The organism is Acidiphilium rubrum (genome assembly GCF_900156265.1).
Taxonomy (GTDB): domain Bacteria; phylum Pseudomonadota; class Alphaproteobacteria; order Acetobacterales; family Acetobacteraceae; genus Acidiphilium; species Acidiphilium rubrum.
In genome coordinates this window covers 1-18,057 of the sequence record NZ_FTNE01000016.1, presented here as the reverse complement: position 1 = coordinate 18,057, position 18,057 = coordinate 1, and the positions used below count along the sequence as shown (strand labels likewise).

13 protein-coding genes, 1 tRNA gene and 1 pseudogene are annotated in these 18,057 nt (G+C 65.5%); 6 read left to right on the top strand and 9 right to left on the bottom strand.

Annotation, left to right across the window (positions count from 1 at the left end; translation table 11 throughout):
• Positions 1-27: 27 nt before the first annotated feature.
• Both BW994_RS12380 and BW994_RS12375 read right to left on the bottom strand, forming a co-directional pair.
• On the bottom strand, positions 28-684 hold the full coding sequence (locus BW994_RS12380) for a ribonuclease D (protein ID WP_029313690.1): 657 nt from the start codon (positions 682-684) through the stop codon (positions 28-30).
• Between the two features lie 61 nt (positions 685-745).
• Positions 746-828: transfer RNA gene (locus BW994_RS12375), tRNA-Leu, on the bottom strand.
• 153 nt (positions 829-981) lie between these two features.
• Here BW994_RS12375 and BW994_RS12370 point away from each other — a divergent pair.
• The 3 genes from BW994_RS12370 to gltB all read left to right on the top strand — a co-directional run bounded on the left by BW994_RS12370 (position 982) and on the right by gltB (position 8,090).
• Complete coding sequence (locus tag BW994_RS12370; RefSeq protein ID WP_029313689.1) at positions 982-1,923, top strand: complex I NDUFA9 subunit family protein; 942 nt, start codon at positions 982-984, stop codon at positions 1,921-1,923.
• Positions 1,924-2,109: 186 nt separating this feature from the next.
• Positions 2,110-3,546 (top strand): NAD(P)-dependent oxidoreductase, encoded by a 1,437-nt coding sequence (locus BW994_RS12365; RefSeq protein ID WP_029313688.1) that lies wholly within the window; start codon positions 2,110-2,112, stop codon positions 3,544-3,546.
• A gap of 5 nt (positions 3,547-3,551) precedes the next feature.
• Entirely contained in the window at positions 3,552-8,090 is a 4,539-nt protein-coding gene (gene gltB / locus BW994_RS12360) for a glutamate synthase large subunit (RefSeq protein WP_029313686.1), read from the top strand.
• A gap of 312 nt (positions 8,091-8,402) precedes the next feature.
• On the opposite strand, the gene rdgB is transcribed toward gltB, so the two are convergent.
• Both rdgB and rph read right to left on the bottom strand, forming a co-directional pair.
• Positions 8,403-8,990: an RdgB/HAM1 family non-canonical purine NTP pyrophosphatase gene (rdgB, locus tag BW994_RS12355; RefSeq protein WP_029314032.1), complete on the bottom strand. Its 588-nt coding sequence runs from the start codon at positions 8,988-8,990 to the stop codon at positions 8,403-8,405.
• Complete coding sequence (gene rph / locus BW994_RS12350) at positions 8,990-9,721, bottom strand: ribonuclease PH (RefSeq protein ID WP_029314033.1); 732 nt, start codon at positions 9,719-9,721, stop codon at positions 8,990-8,992. The genes rdgB and rph overlap by 1 nt, the downstream gene beginning before the upstream one ends.
• 67 nt (positions 9,722-9,788) lie before the next feature.
• Here rph and hrcA point away from each other — a divergent pair, with 67 nt between their 5' ends.
• On the top strand, positions 9,789-10,880 hold the full coding sequence (gene hrcA, locus BW994_RS12345) for a heat-inducible transcriptional repressor HrcA (protein ID WP_029314034.1): 1,092 nt from the start codon (positions 9,789-9,791) through the stop codon (positions 10,878-10,880).
• A 32-nt stretch (positions 10,881-10,912) separates the two neighbouring features.
• On the opposite strand, the gene BW994_RS12340 is transcribed toward hrcA, so the two are convergent.
• The 4 genes from BW994_RS12340 to BW994_RS12325 form a co-directional block, all read right to left on the bottom strand.
• A complete protein-coding gene (locus BW994_RS12340) occupies positions 10,913-11,947 on the bottom strand; it encodes a YncE family protein (RefSeq protein WP_029314035.1) in 1,035 nt (344 codons plus the stop codon).
• 87 nt (positions 11,948-12,034) lie between these two features.
• Positions 12,035-13,825 carry a Hint domain-containing protein gene (locus BW994_RS12335; RefSeq protein WP_029314036.1) on the bottom strand — a complete coding sequence of 597 codons (1,791 nt, stop codon included), beginning with the start codon at positions 13,823-13,825 and terminating at the stop codon, positions 12,035-12,037.
• A gap of 188 nt (positions 13,826-14,013) precedes the next feature.
• On the bottom strand, positions 14,014-14,877 hold the full coding sequence (locus tag BW994_RS12330) for a prephenate dehydratase (protein WP_029314037.1): 864 nt from the start codon (positions 14,875-14,877) through the stop codon (positions 14,014-14,016).
• On the bottom strand, positions 14,874-15,623 hold the full coding sequence (locus tag BW994_RS12325) for a 3-deoxy-manno-octulosonate cytidylyltransferase (RefSeq protein WP_029314038.1): 750 nt from the start codon (positions 15,621-15,623) through the stop codon (positions 14,874-14,876). The genes BW994_RS12330 and BW994_RS12325 overlap by 4 nt, the downstream gene beginning before the upstream one ends.
• Before the next feature lie 92 nt (positions 15,624-15,715).
• Here BW994_RS12325 and BW994_RS12320 point away from each other — a divergent pair, with 92 nt between their 5' ends.
• A complete protein-coding gene (locus tag BW994_RS12320) occupies positions 15,716-16,708 on the top strand; it encodes a c-type cytochrome (protein ID WP_081849228.1) in 993 nt (330 codons plus the stop codon).
• Positions 16,705-17,469 (top strand): inositol monophosphatase family protein, encoded by a 765-nt coding sequence (locus tag BW994_RS12315; RefSeq protein ID WP_029314041.1) that lies wholly within the window; start codon positions 16,705-16,707, stop codon positions 17,467-17,469. The genes BW994_RS12320 and BW994_RS12315 overlap by 4 nt, the downstream gene beginning before the upstream one ends.
• A 193-nt stretch (positions 17,470-17,662) precedes the next feature.
• Here the strand turns inward: BW994_RS12315 and BW994_RS19695 are convergent.
• Positions 17,663-18,057: pseudogene (locus tag BW994_RS19695) on the bottom strand (hypothetical protein); the annotation flags it as partial.

Here is an 18,057-nt window from a genome sequence, read left to right as displayed (position 1 = left end):
CGCAACCAAGTGTAATCGGTGGCGCGCTCAACGGTGGCTGAACAGGTCCGGGTCCTCATAGCCCAGCAGGTCGAGCCGGCCACGCATCGGCAGGAAATCGTAGCAGGCCTGGGCGATATCGCGCCGGTTTTCCCGTACCAGCAACGCATCGAGCTTCGCCCACAACGCGTGCAGATGCAGCACATCCGATGCGGCATAGGCGCATTGCTCGGCGGTCAGTTCGGGTGCGCCCCAATCGCTGGTCTGCTGCTGCTTGGACAGATCGACGCCGATGAGATCACGGCACAGATCCTTCAACCCATGCCGGTCGGTGTAGGTGCGGATCAGTTTCGAGGCGATTTTGGTGCAGATCACCGGCGCGGTCATCACGCCGAGCCCATTGTAGAGTGCGGCGACATCGAACCGGGCGAAGTGAAAAATCTTGATCACGTCCGGGTTGGTCAGCAGCGCCTTCAAATTGGGGCAATCGGCCCCGCGCCCGCCCATGGCCGGCGGAATGATCTGAACCAGATGCGCGGTACCATCACCGGCCGATAGCTGCACCAGGCAGAGCCGGTCGCGCCTGGGGTCGAGGCCCATGGTTTCGGTATCGATCGCGACCATCGCGCCGAACGTGATGCCATCCGGCAGATCGTGGCGATGGATATGGATGGTCGCGCCGGCGGCAAACTGCGTCTGGCTCATGTGATTTTCCAACAAATTTATAAGGATCGGCCTGACGCCCCACTGAAATGCCCCACCAAAATGCCCAGGAGAAGACTCGAACTTCCACAGCCTTGCGGCCACAGGCACCTGAAGCCTGCGCGTCTACCATTTCGCCACCTGGGCATTGGGGGCTTTCGAGCGCCGCACCAAGAGGCGGCAACCGATGAGCCGCGCTTTAGCGAAGCGGCCTGCGCCCGTCAATGCGCCAAGCCGCGGGCAGTTGTCTTGCCGCGGGTGATCGTGCGACCATTTTATAGAGCAACCCCAGGAGATTTCATGGCATCGCGCAAGATCGCAACGGTTTTCGGCGCCTCCGGTTTTATCGGCCGCTACGTGGTCAAGCGCCTGGCTGATCAGGGCTATATGGTGCGCGCCGCGATGCGCGATACCGAGGCCGGGGCGTTTCTGCGCCCGCTCGGCGGCGTCGGGCAGATCGTGCCACTCTACGCGCCGCTCGATAACGAGGCGGCGGTGCGCCGGTCGGTCGAATCGGCGGATGTGGTGGTCAATCTGGTCGGGATTCTGGCCGAGCGGCGGCGCGGCGATTTCGAGCGCGTGCAGCACGCCGGTGCCGGCATGATCGCGCGCCTTGCGGCGGCGGGCGGCGTTGCGCGGCTGATCCAGATCTCGGCGATCGGCGCCGATCCCAGCAGCGCCAGCCAATACGCACGCAGCAAGGGCGCCGGCGAGATTGCGGTGCGCGCCGCATTTCCGACCGCGACGATCCTGCGCCCCTCGATCGTGTTCGGGCCGGAGGATCAGTTTTTCAACCGATTCGGCGCGATGGCCGCGATCTCGCCCGCTTTGCCGGTGGTCGAAGGCAATACCCGATTCCAGCCGGTCTATGTCGGTGATGTCGCGCAGGCGGTCATGGCGGCGCTCGCGCAGCCGGACACGATGGGCCAGACCTATGAGCTCGGTGGGCCGGACATCGAAACCTTCCGCGCGCTGATGGCCTATATCCTGCACGAGACCGGCCGGCACCGCGCGTTGATCGCACTGCCGCGCTGGCTCGCGGGCGTGCAGGCGAGCGTGCTGGAACATCTGCCGGGCAAACTGCTCACGCGCGATCAATTATTGCTGCTGCGCCACGACAATGTGGTCTCGCCCGGCGCGCTAACGCTGGCGAGCCTGGGCATCACGCCGACGCCGATCCGCCTGATCGTGCCCGATTACCTGCGCCGCTACCGGGTCGGCGGCAAGGGAAAACCGAGCTGAATTGTCGATAGGTCCGATTGTGATCCTATTTATCGGCGCGCCAGGTGATCAGCGTAGCGCGTAATGCAGAAAAACAACAAACTATGATACCTGTCCTGTCATATAGGTAAAATATTGCTGGCATCGGCCCGTTTGATCGGATAAACGAAGTCCGGACAGTCAAATAACGGAAACGGAGTTGTGCCGATGACCGAGCACATGCAGCAATTCGTGCGCCTGCCGCAGCAACCGCCCCAAAAACGCGGAGTAGTGGAACGCCGCGAGGATTTTGGCGAAATCTATCGGGAGTTCGATCAGGCCGGCGCCGCCGCCCAGGCGAGCCGTTGCAGCCAATGCGGCATTCCGTTCTGCCAAATCCATTGTCCGCTCGGGAACAACATCCCCGACTGGCTGAAACTCTCCGCCGAGGGACGGTTGGAGGAGGCATACGAAATCTCCGCCGCGACCAACACCTTCCCCGAAATCTGCGGCCGCATCTGCCCGCAGGACCGGCTGTGCGAAGGCAATTGCGTCATCGAAAAAGGCTTCGAGAGCGTCACGATCGGCGCGGTCGAGCGCTTCATCACCGACACCGCTTTCGAGCAGGGTTGGGTCCGCCCGATCCGCCCGCGGCGCGAACGCGCGCAGTCGATCGGCATCATCGGCGCCGGCCCAGCCGGTCTCGCGGCCGCCGAGGCGCTGCGCCGCCAGGGCTATCAGGTCCATGTCTACGACCGGCACGACCGGATGGGCGGCCTGCTGATCTATGGCATTCCCGGCTTCAAGCTGGAAAAACCGATCGTCGAGCGCCGCCGCCTGTGGCTGGAAGACGGCGGCATTCAGTTTCACCTGAACCAGGACATCGGCGGCGCACTGAGCTTTGAAGCACTGCGCGGCCGGCACGATGCCGTGCTGATCGCAACCGGTGTCTACAAAGCCCGCGAAATCGCGGCCCCCGGGTCCGGCCTGCACGGCATCGTGCCGGCGCTCGATTACCTGATCGCCTCGAACCGCAAGGGATTGGGCGACGACGTGCCGGATTACGACTCCGGCCTGCTCAACGCCGCCGGCAAGCGCGTGGTGGTGATCGGCGGCGGCGATACCGCGATGGATTGCGTACGCACCGCCATCCGCCAGGACGCCGCCTCGGTCACCTGCCTGTACCGGCGCGACCGGGCGAACATGCCCGGCTCGATGCGCGAGGTCACCAACGCGATCGACGAGGGCATCGAATTCACCTGGCTCGCCGCACCCGAAGCGTTTCTGGGCGATGATCACGTCACCGGCGTGCGCGCGGTGCGGATGCACCTCGGCCTCGCCGATGCATCGGGCCGGCAGATCGTCGAACCGGTCGCCGGATCATCCTTCACGGTCGAGGCCGATCTGGTCATCAAGGCCCTGGGATTCGACCCCGAAGACCTGCCCGGTGCCTTCAACGAGCCCGGTCTGGCACTGACCCGTTGGGGAACCTTGAAGGTTGGCTCGAAGGATTTCATGACCGCGCTGCCCGGCGTATTTGCCGCCGGCGACATCGTGCGCGGCGCGAGCCTGGTGGTCTGGGCGATCAAGGACGGGCGCGACGCCGCGGCCGCGATGCATCAATATCTCGAACAGAGCGCGTCGTTCGCGACCGCAGCGGAGTGAATGCGATGACCGAAGAGACAGCAGCGGAATTTCTCGCAGCCTGGCACAGCAATGTCGCGAAACTCGCCGGCAGCTACGATCCCGCGCAGGAGCACGACAATTGCGGTGTCGGCCTGATCGCCGCCCTCGACGGCAAAAAGCGCCGCGATGTGGTCGTTGCCGGGATCAACGCGCTCAAGGCCGTCTGGCACCGCGGCGCGGTCGACGCCGATGGCAAGACCGGCGATGGTGCGGGAATTCACGTGGAAATTCCACAGGATTTCTTTGCCGATGCGGTGGAGCGCGGTGGCGACCGGATGCGCCAGGGCCCGATCGCGGTCGGCATGGTGTTCCTGCCCAAGACCGATCTTTCGGCGCAGGAGCGCTGCCGTCAGATCATCGAAACCGAGATCCTGAATTTCGGCTACCGCATCTACGGCTGGCGGCAGGTGCCGATCGATGTTGCGTGCATCGGCGAAAAAGCCAATGCGACGCGGCCGGAAATCGAACAGATCATGATCTGGAACGCGCTCGGCAAGGCCGAAGCCGACTACGAGCGCGATCTCTACATCATTCGCCGCCGCATCGAAAAATCCGCGATCGAGGCGCAGATTCCCGAACTCTATATCTGCTCGCTGTCATGCCGCTCGATCATCTACAAAGGCATGTTCCTTGCCCAAAGCCTGACCGAATTCTACCCCGATCTGCTCGATGATCGTTTCGTCTCGCGCTTTGCGATCTATCATCAGCGCTATTCCACCAACACGTTCCCGACCTGGCGGCTCGCGCAGCCGTTCCGCACGCTCGCGCACAACGGCGAAATCAACACGCTGGCCGGCAACGTCAACTGGATGAAAAGCCACGAAACCCGCCTCTCGGCCACCGTGCTCAACAATCATCTCGATGACATCAAGCCGGTGATCCAGGCCGGCAGCTCCGACACCGCGACGCTCGATGCCGTGTTCGAACTGCTGATCCACGGCGGGCGCGACGCGCCGATGGCAAAGACGCTGATGATTCCGCCAGCGATGGGCAGCAATGCCACGATGAAAACCGCCCATCGCGACCTGATCGCCTATTGCAACGCGGTGATGGAACCGTGGGACGGCCCGGCCGCGATCACCGCGACCGATGGCCGCTTCGTCATCGCCGGGCTCGACCGCAACGGGTTGCGCCCGCTGCGCTTCACCAAGACCAGCGATGATCTGCTGATCATCGGCTCGGAAACCGGCATGGTGAAACTCGATGAAATCCGCATCATCGAACGCGGCCATGTCGGTCCGGGCGAGACCATCGCGGTCGATCTCGCCAGCGGCCGGTTTTATCACCACAACGAAATGATGGATGTGCTGGCGGCGCGCCAGGATTTCGGTGCTTGGACCAAGCGGATCACCGTGATCGATCATATCGTGAAAACCGATGCGCCGGAGCCCGTGCTGTTCGCCGGCGAAGACCTCCGCCGCCGCCAGCTCGGTGTCGGCTACACGCTCGAGGAACTCGAACTGATCCTGCACCCAATGGTCGAGGACGCGGGCGAGGCGATCGGCTCGATGGGCGATGACACGCCGATCGCCGTGTTATCCGAGCGTTATCGTGGCCTGCACAATTACTTCCGGCAGAATTTTTCGCAAGTGACCAACCCCGCGATCGACAGCCTGCGGGAATCGCGCGTGATGTCGCTCAAGACCCGGCTCGGCAATCTGGGCAACGTGCTCGATGAAGATTCCGAGCAATGCGATCTGTTGCAGCTGGACAGCCCGGTTTTGTCGACCGCCGAGTTCGACGCGATGCGCCGCACCATGGGTGTCAACGCCTGCGTGGTCGATTGCACGTTTCCCGTCGCCGCCGGCGAGGCCGGCTTGCGCGCCGCCATCGAACGCATCCGCCGCGAGGCCGAGGAAGGTGTGCGCGCCGGCCGCACCCATGTTATTCTGACTGACGAAGCCTTCAACGAAACCCACGCCCCGATCCCGATGATCCTCGCGACCGGCGCGGTGCACACCCATCTCGTGCGCCAGTCGCTGCGCACGTTCACCAGCCTGAACGTGCGCGCGGCGGAATGCATGGATGTGCATTATTTCGCCGTGCTGATCGGCGTCGGCGCCACCACGATCAACGCCTATCTCGCGCAGGAAAGCATCGCGGACCGCCATCGGCGCGGCCTGTTCGGCACGCTGTCGCTGAAAGATTGCGTCGGGCGCTACAAGAAAGCCGTGAGCAAGGGCCTGCTCAAGGTGATGTCGAAACTCGGCATCTCGGTGATTTCATCCTATCGCGGCGGCTATAATTTCGAGGCGATCGGCCTGTCACGCGCACTGGTCGCTGAGTTTTTCCCAGGCATGCTCTCGCGAATTTCCGGCATCGGTCTGCCGGGCATCGCCCACAAACTGCTCGAACTGCACGCAACCGCATGGGATTCCGATGCGGTGACCCTGCCGGTCGGTGGCGTGTATCGTCTGCGCCGCCAGGGCGAGACCCATGCGTTCGATGGCGGTATGGTGCACATGCTGCAAACCGCGGTCGCGACCGATAGCTACACGCTCTACAAAAAATACGCCGATGCCGTGCACAGCCAGGCACCGGTCGCCCTGCGCGACCTGCTCGATTTCCGCCGCGAGGGGCTTACACCAATTCCGGTCGATGAGGTGGAGAGCATCACCGAGATCAGAAAACGCCTGCTGGCACCAGGCATTTCGCTCGGCGCCCTCTCACCGGAAGCGCATGAGACGCTCTCGATCGCGATGAACCGGATCGGCGCACGATCGGATTCCGGCGAAGGCGGCGAAGATGCCGAGCGCGCGAAACCCCGCGCCAACGGCGATAACGCATCCTCCGCAATCAAGCAGATCGCCTCCGGCCGGTTCGGCGTCAACGCGGAATATCTCAACAACTGCCGCGAGATCGAGATCAAAGTGGCCCAGGGCGCCAAGCCGGGCGAGGGTGGCCAGCTGCCCGGTTTCAAGGTGACCGGCCTGATCGCAAAGCTGCGCCACGCGACACCGGGCGTCATGCTGATCAGCCCGCCGCCGCATCACGATATCTATTCGATCGAGGATCTGGCTCAGCTTATCTATGATCTGAAACAGATCAACCCGCAGGCGAGCGTGTGCGTGAAGCTGGTTTCACGATCCGGAATCGGAACGATTGCCGCTGGCGTCGCCAAGGCAAAGGCTGATGCGATCCTGATTTCCGGCCATTCCGGCGGTACCGGCGCGAGCCCGCAAAGCTCGATCAAATACGCTGGCCTGCCCTGGGAAATGGGCCTGTCGGAAGCGCATCAGGTCCTGATGCTCAATCGCCTGCGCCACAAGGTGAAACTGCGCACCGATGGCGGCATCAAGACGGGGCGCGACGTGGTGATCGCCGCCATGCTCGGCGCCGAGGAATTCGGCATCGGCACCGCATCGCTCGTCGCCATGGGCTGCATCATGGTGCGCCAGTGCCATTCCAACACCTGCCCGGTGGGCGTGTGCACGCAAGATGAGGCGTTGCGTGCGAAGTTTGAAGGTACACCCGAGAAAGTCATCAATCTGTTCTCGTTCGTGGCCGAGGATGTCCGGCATATCCTGGCCTCGCTCGGCGTGCGCCATCTGGCGGATGTGATCGGGCGGACCGATTACCTGCACCAGGTCTCGCGCGGCTCGGAGATTCTCGACGATCTCGATCTGAACGCGATTCTCGCCCAGGCCGACCCCGGCCCGCACGCGCGCTACTGCACGCTCGAAGGCCGTAACGAGGTGCCCGAAACGCTCGATGCCCAGATGATCGCGGATGCCGGCGCGTTCTTCGAGCGCGGTGAAAAAATGCAGCTGCAATACGGCATCCGCAATACCCATCGCGCAATCGGTACCAAGTTTTCATCGCGCATCGTGCGGACCATGAAGGGCATGGACCTCAAGCCCGATCATGTCACCGTGCGGCTGCGCGGTGCGGCCGGCCAGTCGCTCGGCGCGTTCGCGGTCCAGGGGCTGAAACTGGAAGTCTTCGGCGACGCCAACGACTATGTCGGCAAAGGCCTGTCGGGTGCGACCATCGTGGTGCGCCCGGCACCATCCTCGAACATGATCAGCAACGAAAACACCATCATCGGCAACACCTGCCTCTATGGTGCCACGGCAGGCAAATTATTTGCAGCCGGGCAGGCGGGTGAGCGCTTCGCGGTCCGCAACTCCGGCGCCGTCGCCGTCATCGAAGGCTCAGGCTCGAACGCCTGCGAATACATGACCGGCGGCACCGTGGTCATTCTGGGTGCGACCGGCGATAATTTCGGCGCCGGCTTCACCGGCGGCATCGCCTTCGTCTACGACGCCAGCGATGATTTCGAGCTGCGGATCAACCCGGAAACACTATTATGGAACCGTGTTTCCGAGCCCTACTGGGCCGACCAACTGCGCGCCCTGGTCACCGAACACGCACGCGAAACCCAGAGCCGCTACGCCGAAGCACTGCTAAACGCATGGGACCGCACCATCCAGCACGTCTGGATGATCGTCCCACGCGATTACGCAAAATTCCTGCCCGTGCCAATGATGACGGCAGACCGCGTGCTGGTGCCGGCGGAGTAATGCCGGGTGGTGGTAGGGGCGCTTGAAGTAAGCAAGGCGGGGGGCTTTCCCTCCGGAGCCATTCCAGCGATGAAGAGCATCGCTGGAACCTTCGGCTCCTCCGCCCCCTCGACCCCCACTAAGGGCGGAGCCCTTAGAACCCGCTAGTTTTAGGCAAGGGGAGGGCGCTGCCTCGGTGGTTCCGTCGATCTGGCCTGGGTCGCCCTCCCCTTGCCTAAAACTAATGGATTTTAAAGGCTCCGCCTTTAACGGGGTCCAGGGGCAGAGCCCCTGGCCTTACCTACTTCAATCGCCCACCACCACCGGCCAGCATCACCCGCGATGCGCTGCCACGAACTGCCTGAGTGCCCGGCCGCGGTGGCTGATGGCGGCTTTGGTGGGTTTGTCCATTTCGCCGAAGCTCTGGGTTGCGCCGGCGGGGATGAAGATCGGGTCGTAGCCGAAGCCGCTGGCTCCGCGCGGCGTGGCGGCGATATGGCCGTGGCAGTAGCCGAGGTAGGTTGCGGTTTTGCCATCCGGCGTCGCGAGGCAGATGGCGCAGGCGAAGGCGGCGTGATCGTTGGTGCGGGTGGCTGCGATGATGCGCGCCATGGCCTGGGTGTAGCCGCCGGCTTCGGTGGCGAAGCGCGCCGAGCGTACGCCGGGGGCGTTGGCCATGGCGCTGACCAGCAGGCCGGAATCATCGGCGAGTGCCCAGGTGTCGCTGGCGCGTGCGGCTTCCAGGGCCTTGATTTGTGCGTTGCCCGCGAAATCCGGCGCGGTTTCCGCCGGTTCTGGCAGACCCAGCGCGCTCGATGCGACGCAGTTCAACCCGAACGGTGCCAGCAGCAGGGCGAACTCCGCGAGTTTGCCCGGGTTATGGGTCGCGATGATCAGCCGCTGGCCGCGTTCGAGCCGCATCACGCCGCCTCGATGGCCGCGGTCTGGGCGGCGAACAGCGCGGCGGTGCCGCTCCGGGCGAGGCCGAGCAAGGCGGCGAAGGCGGCTTCGTCGAAGGTCGCCTGTTCCGCCGTCGCCTGGATTTCGACGATGCCGCCCGCGGCGGTCAGCACGAAATTCGCATCGGCCTCGGCGTTGGAATCTTCGGCATAGTCGAGGTCGAGCACCGGGCGGCCCTCGTATATCCCGCAGGACACCGCGGCGACCTGGCCGATCAGCGGGTTGACCTTGAGCACGTTGTTGGCCTGGAGTTTCCTGATCGCGAGGGCCAGAGCCACGTAAGAGCCGGTGATCGCGGCGCAGCGGGTGCCGCCATCGGCGTTCAGCACGTCGCAATCGAGGGTGATGCTCATTTCACCGAGCAATTTCCGATCGACCACGGCGCGCAGGCTGCGGCCGATCAGGCGCTGGATTTCCTGGGTGCGGCCGGATTGCTTGCCGCGTGCGGCTTCGCGGTCGCCGCGGGTGTGGGTGGCGCGCGGCAGCATGCCGTATTCCGCCGTCACCCAACCCAGGCCGGTGTTGCGCAGAAAGCCGGGTACGCGGGATTCCACGCTGGCGGCGCACAGCACTTCGGTGCCGCCCATGCGGATCAGCGCCGAGCCTTCGGCGTGGTGGGAAAAGCCGGTGACGATTTCAACGCGGCGCAGCGCATCGGCCGTGCGGCCGCTGGGTCGTGTGGGGGTGTTCATGATGGGGGCTCCGGTGCGGTTGCGATGGTTGCTTGATTTTCGCCCCGCGATAGCCTCTTCTCGGCTGATGGACCAGTCACCCCCGCGACCGCCGCGCACGTTTCAGTCAGGCGCCCCGACCAAACGGCCGCCCGGGCTCGATGCCCGATCGGCTGCGGTGTTGCGCGAAATCGTCGAACAATATGTCGAAACCGGTGAGCCGGTGGGCAGCCGCACGTTATCGCGCCTGTTGCCGCTGGGCCTGTCGCCGGCGACGATCCGCAATGTCATGGCCGATCTGACCGAGGCGGGATTGCTGTTTTCGCCGCATATTTCGGCCGGGCGCCTGCCGACCGACCGGGGGTTGCGGCTGTTCGTCGATGGGTTGTTGCATTTCGGTGAATTATCCGATGAGGAGCGCGAGCGGATCGAGGCGGCGCTCGCGCAGTCCGGCCGGTCGGTGCAGGACACGCTGACTGAGGCATCCACCCTGCTGTCGGGCCTGTCGTCGGCGGCGGGGATCGTGCTCGCGCCGAAATCGGAAGGCGCGATCAAGCATATCGAATTCGTGCCGCTGAGTTCCGGCCGGGCGCTGGTGGTGCTGGTTTCGGCGGATGGCCAGGTCGAGAATCGGGTGATCGAGACGCCGCTCGGCCTGCCGCCTTCGGCGTTGCAGGAGGCGAGCAATTATCTGAACGCGCAATTGTCCGGCCTGTCGTTGGCGGATCTGCGGCGGCGGGTGGCGGCGGACATGACCGCGGACCGTTCGGCGCTCGATTCGATCGCGGCCGGCATTGTCGAGGCAGGGCTCGCCACCTGGTCGGGCGAGGGGCGCGGCGGGTCGTTGATCGTGCGCGGCCAGGGGCGGTTGCTGGCCGATATCGACCAGGTCGAAAAGCTGGCCGCGCTGCAGCAATTGTTCGAGCGGCTCGAAGCGCAGGAGACCATGCTGAAACTGCTGGAACTGGCCGAACAATCGGACGGGGTGCGGATTTTCATCGGCGCGGAGAGTGGCCTGTTCGGGGCGTCCGGCATGTCGATGGTGGTCGCCCCGGCGCGCAACCGGAATGATCGGATCGTCGGCGCGATCGGCGTGATCGGCCCTAGCCGGATCAACTACGGCAAGATCATTCCGGTGGTCGATTACACGGCCCGCGTCATCGGCCGCCTGCTCGGCTGACAGCGCGGCCCACCGGACGCGCTGGGTTCGGCTCAATGGTGTTCGGCCCTGACGATCAGGATGCGGAAGCTCCCCGGTGCGAATACGGGCCTGCCATAGGTTTTGCCCGGTGCCGGCGGCAGGGTTTTGACGATGGTGGCGGCCGAGAGATACGCGGTCTGGGTCGCCTGATCGAACGCCATGGTGCGGGCGGTGGGCGCGGTTTTCAGGGTCTGGACGATTTTATAGCCGTGCTTGCCGGCGGCGCCGATCACCGTGAGGGTGCCGTCGATGCTGGGGGCGAAGGCGAGGTTGCGTGAGGGGTCGAACCGCATCGCATCGGAAAATGCCGGGATCGGCAGGGTTGCCAGGATGCGCCCGGAGCGCGCCGCGACGACATCGACCGCGTGATTGCGGCAGGACACGAACAGCCGTTGGCGGGCCCGATCGATCGCAAGGCCGGTGGGGCCGTGGCAGGTGGGGGCTACGTTGATTCGCCGCATGATCTTCAGCGTGCGGGTGTTCACCACCGCGATCTGATCGGCCGAGTTGAGGTTGAGATAGGCGGTGCCGCGGCCATCGGTGACGATGAATTCGGGATCGGCGTGGAACGGGATGCGTTTGATGATTTTGCCGGTGCGGGCATCGATCGCGATCAGCGCCTGGGTTTTTTCATTGGGCACGAAGACGCGTTCGGTCGCGGGGTCGTAGGCGATGGCGTCCGGGCCGGGGGCGACGTCGATGGTCTTGATCGGTTTGAGGGTCTTCAGGTTGAACATCGTGACCGTGCCGGCGATGCCCGCGGTCGCGAAGCCGCGATTGAGGCGCGGCGCGAGGGCGATGCCGTGGGCCCCATCGATCGGGGCGATGGTGGCGATGAGTTTCCGCGTCTCGGTATCGACCACGACGACGCGGTCGCCCTCCGCCGCGAACAGGCGGTTGGTGCCGGGCTGGGTGGTCAGATAGTCCCATTTCACCGGTCCGGCGATCGGGATGCTGCCGGTCAGGGCGAACTGCGGCGGCGCGGCGGCGGCGATGGCGGGCAGGAGCGATGCGGCGAGCGCGAGGGCCAGGCGAAATCGTGTCATCGATGATCCTTGATGTTGAACGATGCCCGGTTTTTGAAATGCCCCGGCGTGTGACGCAACCCGGGGTGAGGCAGTGTCATCGATTTGTCACTGTGGCGGTGCGGCGCGCTGCCAGGCCAGGGGCAGGCCAGCGATGTCGACCGCGATCGATCGCACACAGGTTGGCAGATGGATCACGCCGTTGCCATCGGTCCAGCGGGCGGTATCGCCGCTGGCGCGGGGGTGAAAGCCCGATTGGGCGAGATCGTCGGGGTTGAAGTGGCGGCGGCCGGCGCGCAGGGCGGTGATGGCGACGCCGAGTTCGCGACGGTCGTCCGACCCAGGATCGAAATGTGCGGGGATGAAGCGGTGGGAGCGGATGATCGCGCGGCCGCCGTGCACCAGCGGCACGGCGAAGCGCCCGGCGGCATCGCGCGCGGCGGGCCGGCCATCGATCCAGAGGCTGACCGTGGCGGCGGCTGCCGGGGCAAAGCCGAGCGCGCAGGCCCGGTCGTGCAGCGCGGCGCGGCTGCGGCGCAAGCGGGCGCCGGCGGTGACCAGTGGCGCGCAGGCATCGTGGTCCCAGCGTTTCTGGCGCACCGGCCAGGATGAGGCGGTGCTGAAACCGGCGCGGTTGCCGGTATCGAGATAGGTTTCGCAGGGTGCGGCTTCGGCCAGCACGATGTCATGCCGGGCGAGTTCGATGTGGTGATAGGTGATCGCGAGGCAATCCTGTTCCTGGATGATCGTGGCGCCGTTGACCAGTAGTTTCGCGGGGATCAGCACGCCGTCCAGCGCGATGGCGTGGTCGGGCGAGACCCGCAGGGCGCGGCGCGGCACGCTGTGCGCGAGCGCGCCGGCGGCGATGCGGATGGGCTGCACCCGGTGGGGTGCGGGGTGGGTCGCGAGGTCCGACGTATGCTGGCCGACCCAGACGATCGGCTGCACGCCGCCGCTGGCGGTGATCACCGGATCGCCGACCGCGAGGTGTTCGACCGGGCGATAGCCGCTGGGGGTGAGGATGGCGGTGCCGCGCGCGAAGCACGGCGGGTCGTTCGCCGGGGCGGGCGCGCTGGCGGCGGCGATGACCACGGCGCTGCCGCTGCCCGATGCGACGACGCTGAGCGCGGGCGCGCCGGCGAGCGCGAAACTGCCTTCGACGATGCCGGTCGCGGTCTCGATGGTGACCTGGCCGTTGCTTTGGGCGATGCGCGCGTCCGCCAGGGTCGGCAGCAGCAGGACATCGCCGCTGGTGAAGCCGGTGAGCGAGACCGCGGCGCCGAGCAGGGGATCGGCCAGGGCGAGCGTGCCGCCGGCGAAGCTGAATTGCTGGTCGGCCACGCCGTCCCCCAGCCAGGCGAGCGCGCCGCCGGTGAGATCGATCGTGCCGCCGCCGCCGAGCGCGCCGCCGTCGAGCATCAGCGTGCCGCCTGCGAGCGCGAGCGTGCCCGTGTTTTCGAATGCGGTGCCGGTGATGGCGAGCGTGGCGCCGGTTTCGAGTGCGATGGTGCCGGTGCTGGCGAAGCTGGGCGGTGCCGCGCCGGTGAGGCCGCTGAGCGCGCCGAGTTCGACCACGACGCTGAGGCTCGATGCCGCGCCGAGCGCGATGACACCCTGGTTGACCACGGAATCATTCGCGTAGAGCGCGCCGCTGCCGGAGATGGTGACGGCGGCCGATGATCCGAGCACCACGGCACCATCGTTGCCGCTCAGCACGGCGGCGCCGGCGAGGGCGAGGCTGGCTTCGATCGTGACGCCGGGGTCGAGCAGGGCGGTCGTGCCGGTGATGGCGGCGGCGACGCCGGCGCCCGGCACCACGCCGCCCGACCAGTTCGCCGGATCGCTCCAGTCGGCGGCCGGTGTGCTGATCGGGTTGAACGTCTCGCTCGGCACGGTCATCGCACTCTCCTGACAATCACCGGTTGCGTTTTGTGCCGGTGCCTGCCCTGTGAGGCGGTTATTGCGCCTCGATCGCGGTGAGTGTTAGCAAAGCCGATCGTTGGTCACAATGAAATTCGGCAGTGCTTTTGTGGTCATGGTGCAATATCTAACGATTCGTTGCCGGAGGGTTCGTACAACGCCAGGTTTCAGTCGGCGCCGCTCTGGGCCGCGCGCTGGGCCAGGCGGAAGGGCGCGGCGGGATAGACGCCGAGGATGCGGATTTCGCGGGAGAAGAAATCGAGTTCCTCAAGCGCGAGGCGGACGTCGCGCCGCTCGGGGTGACCGTCGATTTCGGCGAGGAATTGGGTGGCGGAGAACTGGCCGCCGACCATGTAGCTTTCCAGCCGGGTCATGTTGACGCCGTTGGTGGCGAAGCCGCCGAGCGCCTTGAACAGCGCGGCGGGCACGTTGCGGACGCGGAAGACGAAGCTGGTGATCAGATTATCTGCCTCGACCGGCGGCAGGCGGGGGGTTTTTGCCATCACGTAGAATCGGGTGGTGTTGTGGGCGGCGTCTTCGACATTGCGGCGGAGGATGTCGAGCCCGTAGATTTCGGCGGCGAGTGATGAGGCGACGGCGGCACTTTCCGAACGGTTCCAGCGCGCGACCAGCTCGGCCGAGCCGGCGGTATCGGCCTCGACCACGGTTTGCGCGCCGAGCTCGCGGACCAGGGCGCGGATCTGGCCGAGGGCGACGGCGTGGGAGTGGATTTTCCGCACGTCCGCCAGCGTGGCGCCGGGTGTGCCGAGCAGGCAATGCTCGACGCGCTGGAAATGCTCCGCGATGATCGAGAGGCCGGAGTCCGGCAGCAGGGTGTGCATGTCCGGCACGCGGCCGGACAGGGAGTTTTCGGTCGGCAGCATGGCGAGGGTTGCGGCGCCGGAGCGGACCGCATCGATCGCGGCTTCGAAGGTCTGGCAGGGCAGGGTTGCCATGCCGGGGAAGGCGGTGCGGCAGGCGAGATCGGAATAGGCGCCGGGGACGCCCTGAAAGGCGATGGTGTCGGTCATGGCTGATTGAGGTCCTTGGCGGCGAGTTCGCGGCGGGCGCGGGCCAGATCGTCTGGCGTGTCGACGCCGAACGGCGCGTGGGTGATGCGTGCGGCGCCGATCCGCAGGCCGAGTTCGAGGGCGCGCAATTGTTCGAGTTTCTCGCGCCGTTCGAGCGGGGAGGGCGGGGCGGCGACGAAGCGTTCGAGCGCCGCGCGGCGGTAGGCGTAGACGCCGATGTGATGCCACAGCGGCCCGGCGCCGGAGGGGATGATGTGGCGCGAGAAATAGAGTGCCGGGGCGATGTCGCTTGATTCGAAACCGCAGGCGGCTTTGACCACCTGATCGGCCGCGGCTTCATCGGGGCTGGTGATCGGGGCGACCAGGGTTGCGATGTCGAAGCCTGGGTTTTCGAGCACGGCGAGCAGGTCGTGCAGGGTTGCGGGGTCGAAGCCGGGCAGGTCGCCTTGCAGGTTGATCACGATGTCATGCGTGCGGGCGGGGTCGAACGACGCCAGGGCGGCGGCGATGCGGTCCGAACCGCTGGGTAGATCGGGCTCGGTCATGATTGCGGTGCCGCCGGCTTGCTGCACGGCATCGGCGATGGCGGGTTCGGCGCAGGCGATGACGACCGGCCCGATCGCGGCGGCCTGGGCGCGGCGCAGCACGTGGACGATCATGGGCAGGCCGGCGATATCGGCCAGCGGTTTGCCGGGCAGGCGGGTCGAGCCGAGCCGGGCGGGGATCATGATGATCGGTGATGAAATTGCGGCCTCCCTGCGTGCGATCACGTTATCGCTTGTCGCACTTTCCTAAATCGTTATACATCCCCCGGTAAAGCTCTGGAGGATGCCTGACGATGAATACGCCGAACCCCCATGCGAACGGTACCAGCGGCAAGCGTCGTGATCCGTTGCTGCTGAACAAGATCGCGGGCGGCATTCTGTCGGCCGGGCTGGTGTTCTGGATCGCGACTCATGCGGCCGGGATTATTTCCGGCAAGGATGCGCCGAAGAAGCCGGTGATTGCGACGGCGGCCGTCGCGACGGCGCCGGCCGGGGGTGGGGTGCCCTCGATCGACGGGTTGATCGTCAAGGCCGATGTCAGCAAGGGGGCAAGCTTCGTGGCGCAGCAATGCGCGGCGTGCCATTCGGTGAACAGCGGCGGGGCGAACGGGGTCGGGCCGAATTTGTACGGTGTGATGAACGACAAGATGTTCGCCAAGGCGGGGTATGATTTTTCCTCGGCCGCGAAGGCGAAGGCGTCGGGCGTGTGGACCTATCAGAAGATGAACGAATGGCTCGATGATCCGCAGAAGGACGTGCCGGGCACGCGGATGGGCTATACCGGGATCAAGAACGACCAGGTGCGCGCGGATACGATTGCGTATTTGCGGACGCTGTCGTCCAACCCGATTCCGCTGCCCAAGCCGGGTGCGGGCGGTGCGACGGTGACCGCGGCGGCGGCGCCGGCGGGGCTGAGCAGCGGGGCGCCCTCGATCAAGCCGCTGCTCGCCAGCGCGGTGGTCGCCAAGGGGGAGAGTTTTTTCCAGCAGCAATGCTCGGCGTGTCATTCGATCAACAGTGGGGGGGCCAACGGCGTCGGGCCGAATTTGTACGGCGTGGTGGGGTCACCGATGTTCGCCAAGGCGGGGTATAGTTTTTCGGGCGCGGTGAAGAAGGCGGCGCATGGCAAATGGACGCCGCATAAGCTGAACGAGTGGCTGTATAATCCGATGAAGGATATTCCGGGGACGCATATGGCGTATCCGGGGATCAAGAATAACCAGGTGCGCGCCGATGTGGTGGCGTATCTGAACGCGCAATCGGCCAGCCCTGCGCCGCTGAAGTGAGCGATGGGTATGCCGCCGTCGCTGCGGCGGCGGCGGATGCCGCGGGGGCGGTGATCGGGCGGTATTTCCGGGCGCTGCCGGATGTGGTGACCAAGAGCGACGACAGCCCGGTAACGCTGGCGGACCAGGGTGCGGAGGCCGCGATCCGGGCGGTGCTGGCCGAGCGGACGCCGGAGTTCGGGATTATCGGCGAGGAGATGGGTGGGGTGGCCAGCGGGCGCTTCACCTGGGTGGTCGATCCGATCGATGGGACGCGGGCGTTCATTACCGGGCGGCCGATTTTTGCGACGTTGATCGCGCTGCTCGATGAGGGCGTGCCGGTGCTCGGGTTGATCGATCAGCCGATTACCGGGGAGCGCTGGCTGGCGGATGCCGGGGTGCTGCGGTTTACCGGGCGGCACGGCCGGGCGGGTTGCCGCAGCCTGGCGGCGCTGGCGGATGCGGAATTGTCCTGCACGGCGCCGGAGATGTTCAATCCCGCGCAACATGCGAAATTCGGCAGGCTCGCCGCCGCGTGCCGGCGGGTGACCTACGGCGGGGATGCCTATGCTTATGGGCTGCTGGCGCTCGGGCAGATCGATGTGATCGCCGAAGCCGGGCTGAAACCGTGGGATTGGGCGGCGATTGTGCCGGTGATCGAGGCGGCTGGTGGGTCGGTGACGGATTGGCAGGGGCGGCGGTTGACGCTGGATAGCGTGGGCGAGGTGCTGGCGCTGGGGGATGCCGCGATGCTGGCGGGGGTTTTGGGGGCGTTGGGGTAGGGTGGGAAGGGAAGGCTTCTTTTTTGTAAAAAAGAAGCAAAAAACTTTCTGACTCTGGTGCACGGGCGTTTGAACCGGCACGGGCCCAAATTAACAAAGTTTTTTTTGCTTCTTTTTTGTTCACAAAAAAGAAGAACTTCTTTTGTCTTTTGTGCTTTTAGTTACGTTATCGTAACGAAATAGGCGTGCGAAATCATGGCCCTTTGCGCCACATTTTTTTCACATTGAAGGACGGCACGAAGGGCTGGTGCCAGGGCGGCACGGGCGGTGGGGGTGGGCCGAGGATTTCGTGGAGTTGTTCCGGCGTGAAGTCGATGCTGCCGTCGGGGTTGATTTTGTATTGGTCCATGAAGCTGGGCTGGCGCTTTGGTTTGCGGGTGCGCTTGGGCCGGGGCTTGGTCGATTTGGGGCGTTTGATGCTGGCTGGGTAGCGCAGGCCGAGCATGGTGTGGAGCGGGCGGAGGATGCGGCCGAGGCTGGGGTGGGTGGCGAGCAGGGCCTGTACGATGGGATCTTCCATGAAGTGCTGGAGTTCGAGGCGGGCGTTGGCACCGGCGACGATGGGGGCGGCGGGGCCGTTGGGGAGCA